The sequence below is a fragment of the Desulfosudis oleivorans Hxd3 genome (assembly GCF_000018405.1).
Classification (GTDB): Bacteria; Desulfobacterota; Desulfobacteria; order Desulfobacterales; family Desulfosudaceae; genus Desulfosudis; species Desulfosudis oleivorans.
The window spans coordinates 2,333,770-2,353,291 of sequence record NC_009943.1; the positions used below are offsets into that span (position 1 = coordinate 2,333,770).

General features: G+C 54.9%; 12 protein-coding genes. 6 read left to right on the forward strand and 6 right to left on the reverse strand.

The window, feature by feature from the left end; translation table 11 throughout:
* Positions 1 to 65 precede the first annotated feature (65 nt).
* A complete protein-coding gene (locus DOLE_RS09905) occupies positions 66 to 2,267 on the forward strand; it encodes an alpha/beta fold hydrolase (RefSeq protein WP_012175348.1) in 2,202 nt (733 codons plus the stop codon).
* A 15-nt stretch (positions 2,268 to 2,282) separates the two neighbouring features.
* On the opposite strand, the gene DOLE_RS09910 is transcribed toward DOLE_RS09905, so the two are convergent.
* The 4 genes from DOLE_RS09910 to DOLE_RS09925 all read right to left on the reverse strand — a co-directional run bounded on the left by DOLE_RS09910 (position 2,283) and on the right by DOLE_RS09925 (position 6,811).
* Positions 2,283 to 2,993: an AAA family ATPase gene (locus tag DOLE_RS09910; RefSeq protein ID WP_012175349.1), complete on the reverse strand. Its 711-nt coding sequence runs from the start codon at positions 2,991 to 2,993 to the stop codon at positions 2,283 to 2,285.
* Between the two features lies 1 nt (position 2,994).
* On the reverse strand, positions 2,995 to 5,076 hold the full coding sequence (gene fusA, locus DOLE_RS09915; RefSeq protein ID WP_012175350.1) for an elongation factor G: 2,082 nt from the start codon (positions 5,074 to 5,076) through the stop codon (positions 2,995 to 2,997).
* 188 nt (positions 5,077 to 5,264) lie between these two features.
* Positions 5,265 to 5,693, reverse strand: a complete 429-nt coding sequence (locus DOLE_RS09920; protein WP_012175351.1) for an NUDIX domain-containing protein — start codon at positions 5,691 to 5,693, stop codon at positions 5,265 to 5,267.
* Positions 5,694 to 5,695: 2 nt separating this feature from the next.
* On the reverse strand, positions 5,696 to 6,811 hold the full coding sequence (locus tag DOLE_RS09925; RefSeq protein WP_012175352.1) for an SPL family radical SAM protein: 1,116 nt from the start codon (positions 6,809 to 6,811) through the stop codon (positions 5,696 to 5,698).
* 85 nt (positions 6,812 to 6,896) lie between these two features.
* Here DOLE_RS09925 and DOLE_RS09930 point away from each other — a divergent pair, with 85 nt between their 5' ends.
* Both DOLE_RS09930 and DOLE_RS09935 read left to right on the forward strand, forming a co-directional pair.
* Positions 6,897 to 7,535 (forward strand): MBL fold metallo-hydrolase, encoded by a 639-nt coding sequence (locus DOLE_RS09930; protein WP_012175353.1) that lies wholly within the window; start codon positions 6,897 to 6,899, stop codon positions 7,533 to 7,535.
* A 157-nt stretch (positions 7,536 to 7,692) separates the two neighbouring features.
* Complete coding sequence (locus DOLE_RS09935) at positions 7,693 to 8,427, forward strand: response regulator (protein WP_012175354.1); 735 nt, start codon at positions 7,693 to 7,695, stop codon at positions 8,425 to 8,427.
* A gap of 351 nt (positions 8,428 to 8,778) precedes the next feature.
* On the opposite strand, the gene DOLE_RS17410 is transcribed toward DOLE_RS09935, so the two are convergent.
* On the reverse strand, positions 8,779 to 9,552 hold the full coding sequence (locus tag DOLE_RS17410; RefSeq protein ID WP_012175355.1) for a TetR/AcrR family transcriptional regulator: 774 nt from the start codon (positions 9,550 to 9,552) through the stop codon (positions 8,779 to 8,781).
* Between the two features lie 413 nt (positions 9,553 to 9,965).
* On the opposite strand from DOLE_RS17410, the gene DOLE_RS09950 reads away from it, so the two are divergent.
* A complete protein-coding gene (locus DOLE_RS09950) occupies positions 9,966 to 11,534 on the forward strand; it encodes a HEAT repeat domain-containing protein (protein ID WP_012175356.1) in 1,569 nt (522 codons plus the stop codon).
* Positions 11,535 to 11,680: 146 nt separating this feature from the next.
* Positions 11,681 to 13,957 carry an FG-GAP repeat domain-containing protein gene (locus DOLE_RS09955; RefSeq protein ID WP_012175357.1) on the forward strand — a complete coding sequence of 759 codons (2,277 nt, stop codon included), beginning with the start codon at positions 11,681 to 11,683 and terminating at the stop codon, positions 13,955 to 13,957.
* Between the two features lie 117 nt (positions 13,958 to 14,074).
* Here DOLE_RS09955 and DOLE_RS17415 read toward each other — a convergent pair whose 3' ends face one another.
* The gene (locus tag DOLE_RS17415) at positions 14,075 to 14,836 is read right to left on the reverse strand and encodes a TetR/AcrR family transcriptional regulator (protein ID WP_012175358.1); all 762 of its coding nucleotides are present in this window, start codon (positions 14,834 to 14,836) and stop codon (positions 14,075 to 14,077) included.
* Positions 14,837 to 15,305: 469 nt separating this feature from the next.
* Between DOLE_RS17415 and DOLE_RS09965 the strand changes: the two genes are divergently transcribed.
* A complete protein-coding gene (locus tag DOLE_RS09965; RefSeq protein ID WP_012175359.1) occupies positions 15,306 to 19,415 on the forward strand; it encodes a hypothetical protein in 4,110 nt (1,369 codons plus the stop codon).
* The last annotated feature ends 107 nt before the right edge of the window (positions 19,416 to 19,522 follow it).

Genomic DNA, 19,522 nt, shown 5'->3' on the forward strand with positions numbered 1-19,522 from the left:
TTGACCTGAAGCGGTTATCATCCATTGTGCTTCCGGCGGCCGCTGCTCATCTTCAGGAATAAAGGATGAACCGATACGCATACCGCACCACTGCCCTTGCCATTCGCGCACTGTCCGGTTTTGTCCGCCCGAACATCAATATTCACGACGCGAAAAAAATTCCACGGCATAATCCCACCGTTTTTGTCATCAACCATTTTACCCGGGCCGAAACCCTTCTTGTCCCTTATTACCTGCACAAGCTGACCGGTAAAACCATCTGGGCCCTTGCCAGCAAGGACCTGTTTGCCGGGGGTTTCGGCGCCTTTCTTGAAAAGCTGGGCGCCCTTTCCACCGCGGCCCCGGACCGGGACCTGCTGATGGTCAAGACCCTGCTCACCAACGAGGCGGCCTGGGTCATTTTTCCAGAAGGCCGTATGGTGAAAAACAAAAAAATTTTTGACATGGTTGATGAAAAGGGTGAATTTGTCATCTCTTCTTCGGTGGGAAAGCATCCGCCCCATACCGGCGCCGCCACCCTGGCCCTGCGAACCGAATTCTACAGGCAGCGCATTCTCAAAATGGCCGAGATATATCCGGACGAGGCCCGTCGCCTGCTCTCCCTCTACCGGGTCGACACCATGGACCAGGTGGTTTCACTGCCCACCTGCCTGGTTCCGGTAAATGTCACCTACTACCCCATCCGGGCAAAAGAAAACATTTTAAGCAACCTGGCCAAAAGCGTGTTTGACAACATTCCGGCCCGGACCCTGGAAGAGTTGATGGCCGAAGGCACCATGCTGCTGTCCGGCGCTGACATCGATATCCGGTTCGGCGACCCCATTGCCGTGGACACCTACCTCAAGGCCGATGTAATTACGGAAAACATCGAGCTGGCGGCCCGCATCGACTTTAACGATTCCATTGCCGCCAAGCAGATGATGCGATCCACGGCGGTTCACATCATGAAGCGATACATGGCGGCCATCTATGCCATGACCACGGTCAATCACGACCACATTCTCACTTCGTTGCTGAAACACTGCCCGGAAGAACGGATCGATGAAGCCGACCTGAGGGCACGGGCCTATCTTGTCGCCACCCGCCTGAACGCCCTTTCAGAGCCTGTTTCCCGGCACACCAGCCTGGAAAAAAGCCAGACCCATCTGCTTACCGACGACCGCCACGCCAAAATCGGCAACTTTCTTGCCGTTGCCCGGCAGACCGGTGTCCTTCGGCAGGAGAACGGCGTCCTGGTCAAAAACAGCGCTCTGTTCTCGGCTCCCGTCGATTTCCACGCGGTGCGCACCGAAAACCCGCTGGTGGTCATTGCCAACGAGGTGGAACCGCTTATCGAGTTTCAGCGGGTGGTTCGTGAAACCGCCGCGGAATCGCCGGACGCGGTTTGCGCCGACGTGGCGACCCATCTGATCAAAAATGCGGATTTTGCCTTTGAAAAGGATTACGCCCGTTTTTTTATCAACGGCGAATCAAAGAAAAAAAATGTCGGCCGCCCGTTTCTGCTTCGAAACGGAAACGCGGAAACGGGCGTGCTGCTGATTCATGGTTATATGGCGGCCCCCATGGAGGTCAGGGCGCTGGCCCGCCACCTGCACGAAACCCTGGGGTGTCGTGTCTATGCGCCGCGGCTTCGCGGCCACGGCACCTCCCCTGAAGACCTGGCCGGCCGGCACTTTTTGGAATGGATCGATTCGGTGGATGAAGGATATGCCCTTTTAAAATATACATGCAAAACCGTGATTGCGGGCGGATTCTCCATGGGTGCGGGCCTGGCCCTGGAACTGGCCTCCCGGGTGGACGGGCTGGACGGTGTCTTTGCGATTTCACCGCCCATGCGGCTTCAGGACTTTTCCACACGGCTGGTGCCGATGATCAACGTGTGGAACCGGGTGATGCACCGAATGAACCGGGATAAAAACAGGAAAGCGTTCGCGAACAACCATCCGGAAAATCCCCACATCAACTACCTGCGCAATCCCCTGTCCGCTGTGGCGGAAATGGGCAAACTGATGGACCGGACCGCGGCCCGGCTCTCCCGAATAGAGATCCCCACGCTGCTGCTTCAGTCCATGGCCGACCCCGTGGTCAGCTCCAAGGGCTCCTTGTCTATTTTCGAACGGATTGCCGCAAAAGAAAAAGAGTACCTGCTGGTCAACATTCCCCGGCACGGCATCATCAACGGCGAAGACACAAGACGCGTCTACCAGGCGATCACGGATTTTATTGAGCGCGTCCTTGGGAACGAATCGCAGTCCCCCTCCGCCTGAGAAGATGATCCAAAGCTATGCGGTGCGGACGTCCAGCAGCATGGAGGCGGGATCCAGAGAAAGGGCCGGAGCGCCTGCTGTTGTGTCCGCCCCTTCCGGAACCAGCTGTTTCAGACGAATCTCCTGTCCCTCCGGCACAAACTCCCATACCAGGGCAAAGTGGTCTTTTATGTCTCCGATCCGGGCCGGCATGTCGGCATCGTCCCTGGGTTCTTCCCGGTGGGCCGGCACCGACACCCATATACCCATGGAAAACTCCCGGCTGATGCGACCAAACCCGTCCACGGTTTCCTGGCGGGAGGCATCAAAGGAAAGTCCGTCGATGATCAGAATGTCTGGTGTAAAAATGTTCTGTTCCAGAAGGTCGGCCAGCCGTTCTCCAATGGCGTCGGTGGAAAACCCCTGGACCTGCATGGTCATGATAAAGCGACGGGCCAGAAGCGAATCAAGAGCTACACCCTCTTCCAGCCCCTGATACTTTTTGCACAGAAGTGAAAAAATTTCACCATACCACAGGGTGACCTTTTTGATGGAATCCTTGAGATTGACGTGCATCACCTTTTTCCCGCTCATCATGGCGTGCAGGGCCACCTGCACCAGGAACGAGGTTTTGCCTACACCGGGCCGGGCCACCACAGCCCCGATCTCTCCGGCTTTCAATGCATGGGTCGTGACATGAATCACGGGCGATAACGCGTCGGGGATGCTTTTATATTCTGCGCACATGCTACTTCTCCTGCTTTCTTGTTTTCTGTTTTTCCAGCTCTTCGGCCACAGACCGGGGGACCTCCCGGTAGGTAAGAAACTCCATGGTGAACTGGGCCTGGCCCTGGGTGGCCGATCGAAGTACATTGGAAAACCCGAACATTTCAGCCAGGGGCACCTGGGCCTCAACGGTACAGTTGATGTCCTCTTCCTGGGTACCCACAATCATGCCGCGCCGCTGGTTCAGCAGTTTGAGCGCCCCGCCCTGAAATCCGGTGGGGGTCTCCACGGAGACCCGCATGATCGGCTCGTGAATAACGGGACCGGCCTTGCGATAGGCCTCCTGAAAAGCACCCCGGGCAGCGGCGTCAAAGGCCATTTCAGAAGAGTCAACCGCGTGGGAGGCGCCGTCGTTGATGCAGACGCGCACATCCACCACCGGGAACTCCATGAACGGTCCCTTGGCGATGCACTTGCGAAACCCTTTTTCACAGGCCGGGATAAACTGGGTGGGAATGGCGCCGCCGGTGATCTTGTTGAGAAAGTCAAACCCTTCTCCCGGCGCCGGTTCAAGGTATCCGGCAATGCGGCCGTACTGGCCGGCGCCGCCGGTCTGCTTCTTATGGGTATAATTGAATTCCACTTTCCGGGTGATGGTCTCCCGGTAGGCCACCTGGGGGGATCCGGCCGTAACCGTGGCACCGTATTCCCGTTTCATGCGTTCGATGTAAACATCCAGGTGCAGCTCCCCCATGCCCTGAATAATGGTTTCCGAGGTCTCTTCGTCAACGTACACGCGAAAGGTGGGGTCTTCCTTTGAAAACCGGTTCAATGCCTTGGTCATGGCGGTTTCCGACTGTGTACCGTCGGGATGAATGGCCAGGGAGATCACCGGGTCAGGGACAAAAATGGAGGTCATGGCCAGACGCACCCCCTCGGCGGTAAACGTGTCACCGGAGGCGCAGTCAATACCAAACAGGGCGCCGATGCCGCCGGCCAATATGGCATCCACATCCTCCATCTGATCGGCGTGCATGCGCACCACCCGGCCGATTCTCACCTTTTTGCCGGTCCTGGAGTTGATCACCGTGGCGCCCTTGGCCAGTGTGCCCTGATAAACCCGGACATAGGTCAACTGGCCGTATCGGCCGTCTTCCAGCTTGAAGGCCAGGGCCACCACCGGTTTTGCCGGGTCGCTTTCCAGGGGCACCAGCGCGTTGTCGCCGTCCACGTCCAGGGCCGTCACCGCCACCTCCTCGGGAGCCGGCAGATAGGCATTGACTGCATCCAGCAGGGGTTGGACCCCCTTGTTCTTATAAGCCGATCCCACAAATACCGGGGTCATCCCCCGGGACAGGGTACCGGTCCGTATCGCTGAAACAAGCAGGGCTTCGGGGATCTCTTTGCCTTCAAGAATGGCGTCGGTCAGTTCATCGGAAAAAGCAGAGGCCGCATCCACCAGGTCTTCCCGCATACCAGCCGCTTTTTCCGCCAGCGATGCCGGCACCGGTCCGGACTCAACGGTTTCGCCGTGTTCGCCTTTAAAATAGAGGGCCTGCATGGAAACCAGGTCGACAACCCCCTTCAGATCCGCCTCCAGGCCGATGGGCATCTGCAGCATCACGGCATTGTGGGCCAGTTTTTCCCGTAACTGCCGGGTGACGCGGAACGGGTCGGCGCCGCTTCTGTCGCACTTGTTGACAAAGGCCACGCACGGCACGTTGTACCGTTTCATCTGCCGGTCCACGGTAATGGACTGGGACTGGACCCCGCCCACCGCGCACAGTACCAGGATGGCGCCGTCCAGCACCCGCAGGGAGCGTTCCACCTCAATGGTGAAATCCACATGGCCCGGCGTGTCGATGATGTTGACATTAAACCCCTTCCACTGGCAGAAGGTGGCGGCGGACGCAATGGTGATGCCCCGCTCCCGCTCCAGCTCCATGGAGTCCATGGTGGCGCCCACGCCGTCTTTGCCCTTGACATCATGAATGGCATGAATGCGCTGGGTAAAAAAGAGGATCCGCTCGGTCAGCGTGGTCTTGCCCGAATCGATATGGGCGCTGATGCCGATGTTCCTTAATTTTCGAACTTCCTTTTCCATTTCCTGCCTTTAACCTCTCTTTAAAATACAGGCGGCCCAAAATAAACGTACCCCTGACACATGCGCGGTAAATCGGAGAATCGAATGCAAGGGATGGGGAAAACCTGTGCAAAGCCGCCAAAACCCGCTGTATATAACAGCTTCTTTTCCAGACTGCAAGATAAAAGCAAAAAAAATGCAATTGCTTTTCAAAAGCGAAATATTTGGTTGCGGGGCTCTCCGGCCCGGTACCGAAAATAGTCGTCCAGAATGCGGCTGTGGTCAAAGGCCAGAACCGGCGGCAGAGCGTTCCGGGTGAACAGGCCCAGGCTTCCGGCATCGTCGCCTGCCGCCGGTGTTCCGTCGGCGGTTCCAAGAAACACCACACTGGCCGTGTGTTGGCGGGGGTCGCGACCGGGGTCGGAATAGGCGTGAAACTGTTCCGTCAGGGTCACGTCAAGTCCGGTCTCCTCCTTTGCCTCCCGCCGGGCCGCATCCTCCAGGGATTCGCCGTAATCCACGAATCCGCCGGGCAGGGCCCAGCCAGGAGGCGGATTGCGCCGTTCGATCAGCACGATACTGCCATGAACCTCTATAATAATGTCAACGGTAAGGGCCGGGTTTCTCGGTGTTGTCATGATCATCCCAAAAGCTTTTTGTCCAGGTCGCAGTGGGCCACCGCGCTTTTATCCAGCATACGGGCAAGCCCGCCCTTCTGCTTCGGCACAAACCCCATGCACCGCTGCCACACCTCGTCGTCCTCCATACAGAAATAGACCGTCACGTCAGGGTCATGCTGCCGGATCCGTTGTGCTATTTTTCGGCACAAGGCAATACGCAGGGGTTTAAAGTAACGCATCTTGCGGTCCATACCGGTAATAAACTCGCCATAGACGATCCGCGAATCCGGAAACCGCTCCTGAATCACGGGCTTCAACTGGGGCATAAACCGGAAGGTGCCCAGGCTGATCCAGACGATATGTTCCGGCGCCACGGCTTCAAACATCCGGTCCACCACCGCCAGATATTCTTCTTCGCACCCCTCATAAAGGACAATAGGATCAAAATGAAAGGCAACCGGGTAGCCCAGTTCCCGGCAGGCTCTGGCTGTGGCCAGCCGCTGGGACAGGGTCGTGGTCTCTCGTTCGTCTGAGGCCATGATCCGTTCCGTGTTCAAGGACCAGGCGACAATGGTTTTCCGGTTATGAGCCAGGGGTTTCAATCCCTCCACATTTACTGTTTTTGTCTTTAACTCCAGGACCGCTTTCCGCTGGCCGGCAAATACATTGACCAGCCGCGTGTTCAGGTCGGTGCAGGTGTTCCAGATCAGGCTGTCGGTAAACTCGCCGGTGCCGATCCGCAGAGGGCGCCGGGCACCGGCAAAGGCCCGATCAAGCTCCCTGCCCATTTTGTCCTGGTTTACGTAGTATTGCAGCACCGGTGGATGAAAGTAGGCCTGCAAAATACAGTAGGAACAGTCCATGGTACAGAAGGCCCCGATGTGCAGAATTTTATAGCCGCAGCACCGGTAGTAACGGGTGCCGGGACATTTTCGAAGAAAGGGCCCCCGGTTGAGGGTCAGCAACAGCACCTGCTTGCCCCGGGCCACGCTGTCTTCGGCACCGGCAAGGTCCTGGTAGACCAGGCCTGGATCATCGATCACCGTGGCCGGCAGGTTCAGGGCCGCCCGCACCTTTTCGGTTTCAGAATAACGCAGGGCCCGCCTGTCTATGTAAAGGGTGGATATGGGTTGCATTTTACCATTCCCGCTGTTTCGGCTGCTTGACTTTGACCATGTCCCTATATACCATGGCCCTCATAAAACACAACGGGGGAACACCATGAAACTCACCCTTCTTTATGACAACACGGCATGGGGCGAACGGCTGACACCGGACTGGGGGTTTGCCTGCCTGGTGGAAGCCCATGGCAGAAACATCCTGTTTGACACCGGCGCCAGGGGCGATATCCTTCAAAACAACATGGTTGTCCTTGGAATCGCGCCCGATACCATTAATGCCGTTGTTATATCGCACGATCACTGGGACCACACAGGCGGCCTTGCCGGCCTGCTCCGGGTGTGCCATCCGACGGCCATCCATGTGCCGTCCGCCTTTCAGAATGTCCCGAACGTGCAGGTCTCTGTCGTGGAACAGCCCACCGAACTTTTTCCCGGCATCTGGTCCACCGGCACCCTTGCCGGCATGGAACAGTCCCTGGTGGTGGTCCGGCCGGACGGCAGCACGGTTGTGGTGGCCGGGTGTTCCCACCCCGGCGTGAACGCGATTCTGGAAGCGGCCCGCCGTGTCGGGCCGGTCCACGCGCTGGTGGGCGGCCTGCATGGGTTTGAAGATTTTGATGCCGTCAAGGATATTCACGTTCTCTGCCCCACTCACTGCACTCAATTTATCTCCACCATCAAAAGCCGTTACCCCCACGCATACGTGGAAGGCGGCGCCGGCCGGGTGCTGGACATATAAACGGTGGTGGCCTGCTGGTCGAGTTGTGTTAAAATGCCTTGTATTATGCAGACTTACCACTTGACACCGTTCGCCATATTCACTATATAATTATTGTTATTCACATTATACGCAACCGGGCAAGAACTGTACGGAAAATAAAAAGGTCGAAAATCCGTTGAAAAAAGTACTGATCGTAGACGATGACGCGGTATCCCGGGGATTGCTGTCGCGGGTGATGAAGCCCTATGCCGCGGATTTTGAAATCCTCACTGCCAAAGATGGGGCCGAGGCGGCGGACATGATGACCCGGCAGACCATTGACCTTATCATCAGCGACCTTCAGATGCCGGTGATGGACGGCTTTCAGCTTCTCGAATATATCGATCAGAATTTTCCCGGCACACCGGTCTTCATGATGACCGCCTTCAGTTCCAAAGAGACCGAAGAAAAGGCTTACGCCCTGGGAGCCTTCAAATTTTTCGAAAAACCCCTGAACATGGATGTGCTCACTGACGCCATTTTTGAACAGCTCAACTCCGGCGCTGAAGGCGTCATGACCGGTATCAGCCTTGCCTCTTTTCTTCAACTCCTGGAGATGGAGCGCAAAACCTGCACCCTGAAAATCAGCACGCCAAACAAATCCGGAACCATCTATTTCCGCGAAGGGGCCATGATCAACGCGGCCACTGACCAGGTCAAGGGACTGCAGGCCGCCTTTGAGATGCTCTCATGGGACCAGATCAAAATAGAGGTCTCCGGTGTTTGTCGCAAGAAGGACCGGGTGATCCGCCAGGCACTGATGAATATCCTGATGGAAGGCCTGAAAATAAAAGACGAAAAAGATCAGAAGTCACGGCTGCGGCCCCTCACCGATTTTTCTTCCCGGAAAAACGTCAGGACACTCAGGTAGCCGTCAGCCGTTCAAGCCCCCTCCCCTCATGCCCCCCCCCCCTCATTGCGGAAGAAGAAAAAATTACGGTCAGGCGGCACGCGCCATGGCCGGGTATAACAAAAAAAGGTGAGCCCGGTTCTTCGTGCGCTTCGTTTCTTCGCGTCCTTCGTGTTGAAGCCCCCGGTGGTTCCGGCACGGCCGGCCGCTTTTTAACACAAAGAGCACGAAGAACCCGAAGGACACGAAGGCGATGGTGCCCTTTTGCGAGGGCTTCATCCAAATCGGAATCGGCATCGAAAAGCTCAGAGAAGATGCAATCCTGATAACCCTATCCAGATCTTCAGGTGTTGGCACTAGCTTGCCGGCATTTTAAGCGTTGGTCCTTTTCAATTCGCCGGACATGTCTCCTTTTGCAGACACTTTTAAGACGACAAACGAAATATTAAATTTCCAGGTACCTGAAGCCAAACCGTCCGAGGCAAAGACCCCTGATATTGCAAAATCAACGCGGGGGATAGAAAAGGAGAAGTTGCCTCCATCAAACCAGCCGGTTCCCGGCAGCTTCCCCATGATTGGTGCCTGAAAAACCATTTTCATAAAACCGGTGGGGGGGTCCAGGGTTCCTGTACCGGCGATTCGCTCAATAACCGGAAGGTTCTCGAGGACAAGTTTTACGCTTTCCTCATCCAGATCAAACCGCCACGTGCTTCGAAATTTAAACCGATGTTTAATATTAAAAATCGCCCCCTCGATAGTTCCTGCCAACACACCGGTATAGGTACCAATATATACACCGGCGATACGCTTCAAGCCATTTTCGTCGGCGACACTTCCATCCTGTTCCGGGACTTTTTCCTCTTCTGTAATTTCGGATCCATGAAGAGAATGGGTGGTATCTCCGATAACGACAGCATCAAACACCTGGTCCCACAGACCGACCAGGATCGATTCCTTGTTGGGAAAGTATTGATAAAGTGTACCGATGGAAACCCCGGCCCGTTCGGCTATCTTGTCGGTTGTCACGGCGCTGTAGTTATCTATTACAAACAGTTGTAACGCGGCCTCGTAAATAGCATCCACCGTAACTTTTGCTCTTTCCTGCCTCGGTTTTTTGCGGGGTCTGCGGTGGTTGTTTTCCGACATGGATTTTCCCCGAATTTTACTTGATCCGAATGTTTATCATCCCCTGGCAGCAAATTTCATAATATTGAAAGCTGATTGTCAACTTAAATCACGATCGAAAAATTTATAAAACATCCGGGGCAAAACCTGAGGGTTAACGGCCCAAAATGTTTCCCAAAAGTGCTTTCAGTAAATAATATTTTGATTTTATTTGATTTAATTAACGACTCCCAACGACCGGTAATTTGAGAATGCGAGGTGACAACGGTTGAACCTGTCAGATATAGTTTCTGTAATTTTACACAAAAGGATGCCGCAAAAAGGCCGGCATGGCGCCGTATTCCTGAAGCAAAGAACGGAGCCATAAAATAGTTCTAGGGTACCCCTAAAAACCTGGACCGCTGAAAGGTGCCCTTCAAACAAAAGGAGAGAGTATGCCCTGGAAAACTCACACCATTGTCAGAGGCACAATCGTTATATTCGGTATTGTCCTGGCGGCATGGATGCTGGCTGCGTGTGCCCCGTGGTACCGGTCTTATGACATCACGTCGGGCGAGGATTTGACAAAAATTTCCGCCGTTCCCGAGTTACGAAAAGCTCTGAAGGACAGTAAGCCGGACGTTCGAATGGCGGCGGCCACGGCCCTTGGACGGATCGGGCCCGACGCAAGGGATGCGCTCTCCGATCTTGTGGATGTACTGGGCGACAACAGGCACGAGGTGCGCGAGGCATCGGCAAATGCGATTTCGTCTATTATCGGAACCGCACCGGTATCGGAAGCGGATAAGAACCTGATGGTGCAGGTGCAGGCCAACCGCCTTGCGTCCGAGGACTGGGCGGCTCGTGTGGACGCCGCCGACCAGTTGGCCCAAATGGGCCCGGCTGGCGCGGATGCGGTTCCCGTGTTGATTTCCACCCTGTCGGACGAAACAGAATGGAGTTATTACTGGACCCGGCAGTACGATAAAGTAAGACGCGCCGCCGCAAACGCCCTTGGGGAGATGCGTTCCGCGGCAACGGCCGCCAGTCCCGCGCTGATCAAGGCCTCAAAATATCAAGATCCCGGGGTTCGCCTGGAGGCGGTCAGGGCCCTGGGTAAAATCGGCACTCCATCCGACAGCACTGTAGTTAAGGCATTAACGGCCGCGTTAAAGGACGATGACGCGGGTGTGCGTCGCGAGGCGGCCGACGCACTGGGGGCCTTTGAGGTGTATGCAAACAATACGGTTCCCAACCTGGTAGACGCTCTTTCCGATCAGGATGTTGATGCGCGAAGAAAGGCGGCTCAGGTACTGGGCCGCTTCGGTCCCAAGACAGACGCGGCGGCGGAAGCCCTTGTGGCCGCGCTGAAGGATACCGACAAAGCGGTCAGGCAGACGGCGGCCCGCGCAATTGCCGAATTTGGCATCGACAACAAGACGGCGGCAGCCACCCCCCTGAGACCGCCGGTTGCCGCTATGGCCCCTGAAGAGACTGCAGCAGTGGAGACTACGGCACAACCGGAGACAAAAATCCGTTCCACTGTGGATCTGCTTAACATTCGGGCCATGCCCAGTGTAAACAGCCGACGTGTAGGTAAACTGCTGCAAAACGAAATTGCAACAGTGGTTGAGACCCTGGTGGATTGGGTCAAAATCGAGAAACCCGACGGCACCACCGGCTATGTGTTTAAAGAGTACACAGCGATGGTGCATGAGACAGGGGATGCCTCCAGGGTGCTACAACCAGAGTCACAGAAGGCGCAAGCCACTGTCAACATGCCGATGGTACCGGTTGTCACCGCACCGGTTGCCGTTGCTTCGGCTTCGACAGTTCCCAAAATACGGCCAATCGTGGATGCCCTTGAGATGCGATCAGAGCCTTTTGGGAGTGAACAGGTCGGCCAACTGCTGCGTAATGAAGCGGCGGAGGTTGTCGAGAGCCGGGCCGGATGGATCAAAATAAAAAAAGCCGACGGCACCACCGGCTATGTGTTTAAAGAATATACAGAGAGTGCCCCCTGAAACATGAAGCACGGTGCATTCATAAAACTGAAACCAATATACAAAAGGGCTATCGCAAATACGGCAGATGTTCCAGCGTCCGTCACTGTGGGCTGCCGACCGAATCAACCCGTAAAATATCAGGCTAAATTATAAGGAAGGTGTATATGGCAACACATTATTTAAAGAAAATGTCTGCGCAAAAAGACGGTATTGTCTCTGAACAGGTGGTTTCGCATGGCATGCTGAAAGCGAGTGCCGTGGCGGCTTCCGTGGCCGGATGCGTGTTTCTGGCCTCTCCTGCCCACCAGGCACTGGCCGCACCCGGCCCTTTTCTCCCCCACGGAATTGAGGGCAATCCCCTGCCCATGCCCGTGAGCGCTTCCTGGTGGAGCCGGCCGGCCCTTGCTGACATCGACGCTGATGGTGACGTCGATATTTTCGTGGGCGACAAGACGGGCACCATTAACTATTTTGAAAATATCGGCACTGCCTCGGCTCCGGCCTTTGAAATGCGCACCGGCGCGGACAGCCCCTTCTGGTATTACGACACCGGGTGTGGGACCTATTATCCATACATTGTGGATGCACTTGCGGCACCCACTTTTGCGGACCTTAATGGCGACGGGGACCTGGACGCCGGCGTGGGCAACAGTTACGGATCGATTGACTACTTTGAAAACACCGGCACTGTCTCGACCCCGTGCTTTGTAATGCGCACCGGTGCGAAAAGCCCCTTCTGGTATTATAACAAAGGGGATAGAACCTATTATCCAACAAAATATACGGATACGGGTTCGACACCGGCTTTTGCAGACCTTGATGGCGACGGCGACTTCGACCTCTTTGTGGGCTCCTTCATAAGCTTCCTCAGCACGCCGATGCGGTATTTTGAAAACACCGGCACAGTCACCGCAGCCAGGTTCGCGGAGACGGATGGCCCGCTTGACGCCCTGACCGATGCGTTATCGAGCCCTGCAGCCGCCTTTGCCGACATTGACGGTGATGGAGACCTGGACGCTTTCATGGGCATCAAATACCAGTCCTACGAGACATTCGTTGGCGTACTCGGTACGGTTCTTTCCCCAATCAGCGGCATCACCTGTTTTGAAAACACCGGTGACGCCTCGGCCCCACACTTCACAGACAACAGTACGGGCAATCCTTTTACCGGGCTTGAAACCGACCCGTGGAGTGCTCCGGCCTTTGCCGACATTGACAGTGATGGCGATCTGGACGCCTTTGTGGGCGGTATGTCCGGTGACCTGAAATTCTTTGAAAATACTGGAACTACAAGCGCCCCGGTCATGACAGAACGCCGGACCGTCAACAGCCCGGCATGGGGTGTGGATGTGGGTAAATACAGCCATCCCGTTTTTGTGGATATTGACGGGGACGGCGACCTGGACGCCTTTGTGGGTGAATTTGGTACTATAAAAGGTGCTTTTAAGTATGATGGTGACTCTTTCATGGGCCTGGGCCTGCGGCCTGCGGTCTATGGCAACGTTAACTTTTTTGAAAACACCGGAACCGCCCAGAGCCCTCATTTTGTGCAGCGCGCGGACGCGGACTACGGCCTGGGCGAAGGCGTGATGAGCCCACTTGTCGTTTTCACCACCCCGGCTTTTGTGGATATTGATGGCGACGGTGACATGGACGCCTTTATGGGGGCCAGGTACGGCTTTGACCTGGACGTGGAGCTAGCAGAAGAAACGCCGGATGTTGTCTCGGTATCCGATATATCGGACCCGTCCGTGTTTATTCAGTATTTTCAAAACGTCGGTACGCCAACGGCTCCCTATTTTGCCCCTATGCCCTCTCAACAAAACCCGGCAGCCACTATCGGGGGAACGGCGTTCGATGATTACAAACCCGCCTTTATGGATGCTGACGGCGACGGCGATTTTGATCTGTTTATCGGAGATAGAGACGGCGATATCTATTACTTTGAGAACACCGGGACCGCCAATGCGGCCGAGTTTAACGCCGCGCTTCCGGAGTACGAGGCCAACCCCTTTGGCCTGACCGCGGTAGATCACAACGCAACCCCCACCTTTGCCGACACTGATGGGGATGGCGACATGGACGCCGTTGTGGGCGAGTATCACAGCGCCATTCACTACTTTGAGAACACCGCTGACGCCACCGCCACCGAACCGATCTTTGTGGAACGCACCGGCACGGACAACCCTTTTGGCATCTATGGCGACGAGGATGGCGCTTATCTTTTTACCTCGCCGGCCTTTGCCGACATCGACAGCGACGGAGACCAGGATCTGTTTGTGGGTGAATGGGGCGGCAGAATCCTCTTCCTGGAAAACCGGGAAATTGTTCCGGTGGTGCCGCCGGTGGAGGAGGATGATGATGACGATGATGGTAAAGGCAATAACACCTTTGTGATTCCATCCGCTGAGGGCTGTTTTATCAACAGTATTGGCGGCTGACGGTCACCGGCACACGATTCAGATAAAGATAAACAGACAAAGACAAATCCTTGAAAAAAGGGAGGGACACATTGCCCCTCCCTTTTTCTTTTTACGCATCGGTGAAGTATGGTCGGGTTAAGCGGGGAACAGATCACCTTTCCCGGACAGTCTGAAAACGATAAACGAAATATTAAACTCCCAGTTGCCTGAAGCAGAGCCGTTCGCAGTCAAGGTCCCTGACATTGAATAATCAACGCGGGGAATATGAAAAGCGTAATTACCGCCGTCAAACCTGCCTGTTCCTCGCAGCTTCCCCGTGACCGGGGTTTTTACGACCATTTCCATAAAACCGGTATGGGGGTCAACGGTTCCCGCACCGGTGATTCGATCAACAACCGGAAGTCCCTTGATGACAATCTTCACCGATGTCTCACCGAGATCAAGCTTCCATGTGCCCTGGACCTTAAACCGGTGTTGAAGGTAAAAAATCGAGACCTCGCTGATTCCTGACAGCGCGCCGGTGTACACACCGGCGATATGCTTCATGACATACCCGGCGGCACCCTGATTCCCGCCGGCGACACGTTCATGTTGTTCCGGCGCTTTTACCTCGCCTGCAACTCCGGACTTGTGAAGAGAATAGGTGGCCCCCCCGATAATAACAGCATTGAACACCTGCTCCCACATACCGACCAGAATCGACTCCTTGTTGGGAAAATACTGGTAAAGCGTGCCGATGGAAACCCCGGCCCGTTCGGCTATCTGGTCGGTTGTCACGGTGTCATAGTGATTCTTTAAAAGCAGTTGCAAAGCGGCCTCGTAAATAGCATCCACAGTCGCTTTGGCTCTTTCCTGTATCGGTTTTTTACGGGGCTTGAGGTCGTTTTTTTCCGGCATAGGCGTCCTTTGGGGCTCCCTTGATCCGAATGTTCATAATCCCTTAATAGCAAATTTTACAATGCGGGATCAATCTATTTATGTTGTTAGAAAATCTACTGACGACTCAAATCCCCGTCGAAATTTTCATGAACCACTCAGCCAAAACCTGAGGTCTAATCGACCGAAATGCTTTTTTCTGGACGCTTGTTTAAATTAATTATTTGATTTTATTTTACTTATTTAAAAAAACATGGGGCCCGGTATTTTAAGAATGCGAGGTGACAGCAGTTAAACCTGTCGTATATATTCCTAAATTAAGTGGCGCTGGGGAAAGATGAATATGGTGCTGTATTGGCAGAGCATCACTCGAACCTGATTCCTCCCTTCTCTGGTTTTGACTTGCATCTCCCCCGGCGGCCACTTTTATTTCAATAACACAGGGTGCCGATATGACGGGTTGTGACAATAAAAACCAAGGAGCTGCGTAATGCTTAAAAAACTTTTGTTTTCGATCGTAGTGTGCGGATGCCTGTTTTTTCTGGCCTGCGGCCTGGGGTCCGATGATGGGACGAATGGCGGCAAAACCGGAGCGGCCGGTTTTCAAGACAGTGGATCGTTTGATGCCAACAGTTTGGGGCCGGATTTCAAGCTGCTGGAGATCTTCGATGGCCGCGGCAGCCTGCAAGACATCTGGGACAGCATTGACGGCACGACCTTTAACGATCATTTTGAAGATACCGTGGATGCTTATCCAAACGCTTTTACCCGTTCAAGTACGGTATTCTCCGATGTACTGGACGATCCCGGGCAGCCTGTGGCCAGGCTTCTGGGCACGGACCTCTATAAAAATATCGACATACTGATGGACCCTTCCAAAGGCTTTCGCACCGGTCCCGCCGGTATCAACGCCGTTTATGACGACACGTATGCCGAAGGCCCGACCGATTATCTGGACGGGTTTTACAGCATGCTGGACGCCCTGTGGGAGGGGGATTACCGGCCCGGCGACCAGGAAATAAGAGACATGGGGGTCAAATACGTGGCCCGAACCCTGGACAGCAACACCCCGGAACAGATTCAAAATGACGTTCAGGACGTTATCGACATTCTTACTGACGAGCGGTTTGATGAAAATTTTACGCTGACCGCCGAGGTCCTGGGAAAAGCACTGCTGCAGGCCGACTATCCCATCTGGGCTGATGACGACGGCAATACAGTGCCCCGGGAGAATATCAACCCGGCGGTTCATACCAATACCGGCATCGGCAATGCCGTAAAAGGCGTCAATGACCTGGCGGCCTGGGAGAACCGCATGCTGATTGATCCCACGGCCCGGGACTATTTTTATACCGCCATTCGGGAAGCCGGAAAAATCTTTGATCCGGATCCCAACTCCACCAACAACCTGAAACTCCAGGCCCTGTTGACCAATCTCGAAGACTGTTTCACCGTGGGCGGGGCCGTGTACGAAAGCAACCCGATTTACAAAAGCGCGGATACAGACCCCACCTATTCTGATACGGAGCTGGGAGAGACGATACGGGACCTCATGCCCCACACAGCCCAGTTGTTGATGCGCTCCGACCGGCCCACCTCCCTGATCAAGACGGATACCAATGATACGCCGGTATATGTGCTGCGGGAGACAATCAATCTGCTTAAAAATATCGACTATGACCCTGATGATCCCGGCCTGGAGACATCGCTGTATAATATGCTGCGGTATGACCAATGGGGCCGGGACCGCACAGATCCTTCCTCCGGGGCGTATGACGCCTCTCTGCTGGACAGCCTGATATTTATCACCAATGTGGCGGGAAATTTCGGGTGGCTTGATAGCAACTTCTGGGAGAGCGGCGTGTTGGCCGGAGAGAGCAACTTTTCCTGGGATCCCTCCTTTTCGCATGGTCACGGTGAATTTTGCGGTACATTGACCCTTAATGATTCTCTTATCAGCATGCGCACTGGAGTTTGGGGAAGTGTTAGTGCTTACGATTCCACCATGCATGATGGCGATGAAGAGCGTTTGTTCAGAAGCAATAAGGCGTTTAATAAAGAAGACAGGGACAATTACCAGTTCAGCTTCGGCCCCGACAGCCCTGTATTGCACAACATGCCCGGTGTATGTGCCGGTATTATGGGCACGCCCGACGGCGGCAACCGGGACGGGGTTCCTCCGGGCAAAAACAATTACGTCCCGTTTAATCCCACCGGCCTTGGCGAGGATCAGTTGGGTGCCTGGTCTGTGGCGTGGCCCGCGCAGGCCTGCTTTGGCGGCGAAGGGCCCTACTATTACGAAGACCCGAACGCGGAAATCGTCTATGTGGATGGCAAAAACTACTTCAAATATTTGCGGCCCGACGGCCGGGTCTATGCCCTGGTCAACAAGGACAACCCTGAGTGGGAATATATCTATCCCACGGAACAAGGAGACGGGGAAGACCCGGAAACCGAAGTAACCGGTTATAACGGCAAGCGCCAGCGCTTCAACCGGTTTCAGTCCACCTTCCATTCCGATTATATGATGGCTCGGTTTGAAACCTACGCGGGGTACGACCCAGTACCGGATACGGAAGAGTTTGTTACTGTTGAACATGATGTCGACGGCAATCTTGCCATCGTGGAGCTGAGTCCTAACGACATTGTCACCGAAGACGATGTTGCCGGCCGGCTCACCTTTAACGAGCTTATTCCCGAAGACACCCCCCTTCACGAACGCGCCTGCCAAAGTCAGGAAGAGGCCCTTTATCGGAATTATCAATGGGTCTATACGGAAAAGAAGATGGTCATTATTTTGATGGAGCGTCTGTTTATAGCTGAGGGCGCCCTTGGTGAAGGCGCTCTTTTTATAGTGATGGAAGCGAACGGCTTTTCCGGGCTGTCCAATTTAAGGCTGTTTGAGGACAATCATGTGTGGGCCAAAAAAGGCGCCTCCGGTACTTCCGACATCCCCGGCGACTACCGGTGCGAGCTGGTGTTAGAAGGTGGCGAAAATTATACACCCGTAGCGGGTGTTGACGACATCTATGAGCGAGTTCTCACCAGAGGTGGCCATTGTACTCCCTCAGTCGTGGGTCGCAGCCTGCCATCTGTCTATCGCCTGGCTTTCCCCTTAAGCCCCCAGATGGACCGGGGCAACGGGGTTCTGGATTACGAGCTGGGCTCCCGGGAGTTTACCGTGGGAGATGAAATATGGCAAAACCGCAATGCCGTCATGCCCCCTTTTGTGGCCCTGCTGGCCGCGCTTTTGAACAATACCCCGTCCTATAACGACGGCTATGACCGGGATTCTTTGAATTGCGGTATTAAGGGCTTTATCAACGGGGTGGCGCCGGCCCTGCAAAAGCCGCTTGTCTATTACCAGAGGGACGGCGACTACCCGGAATTCTCGTGGCCAGTTCCTCCTGACTTTGCTTGGACGGGTGTGCCCTTTAACACCTGGAAAGTACGGGTTCAGGGAACCGATCATTACGGTTACTGGATAGGCGACAATTACCTACAGCCGGCCAAGGGCTTTCCCGGGGACCCGGTCTGGAACGGAAGCGAAGCGGAAAATCTCTATTACCAGCCGGCAACCTGCAAGACCCTGCTCAACATTCTGACCGACAGCGATATCACCGCACCGGTAGCCGAGGGCAAGCGCATGGACGGCCTGCTACCGCTGGTGACCGAGACCAAGACCCTTTCCGCCCTGGTCAAGGCTCTGATGAGCGATGCCAATGATTCGACACGCATCGACAGCGCGCTGGAACAGATCGTCGGGGCCGTCAAATACACGCAAGGCACCATGACCGCCATTGACGCCGACCCGGCGGCCAACAAGAATATCGTCTACCCGAACTGGATGTTTGCCACCGGCTATGGCAGCGGGGATTTTGGCGAATATATCGGGTTCTACAATGTGCGTGATGAAGACATTATTTTAGACAAGATACTGGACACGGTCATCGGTCACGACAGCCTGCCGGATAAGGAGGGATACGGTCTGGCCGATTATGTGGATACCCAGGAGACCACGGACAACTGGAAAGACTTCAACCACTACCTGGACATCATGGAAGACTTTCTGTACCCGGAAAGCCCCTACAGCCTGCTGGAGTCTTTTATCGGGTCGACCGACGCGATCTTTGCAAGAGAAACCCCCTACACCGACGAACAGATCGCCGGTCTTATTTACGGCATGGGCAAGCTGTTCACCTACTACGACACCGATACGGGTCGCTGGGTGGTCCAGGGAGAACCCGGCTTTGACGGTCTTTATAAAACGTTGAATGCGCGGGTTCCCGCCATCCATGAGCTGATAAAGGATGATGACGGCACAAACTACACCGCCATGCTCATCATCGGCGAGGATATGCTGAAAGACAACGGCCAGGCGGATTATCTACTGGACGCCATGAGCACGAACGTTAATGCGCGGGGAATCCTGGAGGACCTTCACACCTTCCTGGCCGACGATATTGTGAGAGATTCTGAGCCGCTCTGGGAGACCCTTTCCCAACTCCTGGCTGATTTGGCGGTAGCAGTGGATCAATCCAGTGGCGGAGCCGCTCTTGACGACGTTTATGACAGCTACGGGTTCCAGATCAATGACTGATCACAACGCGCCCCGCCTATGGCGGGGATGATATAGCTCGGATATTTCATCATCAATGACACGAACATAACATGAGAGAGGCATTATGAAAAAGACACTATGCGTTG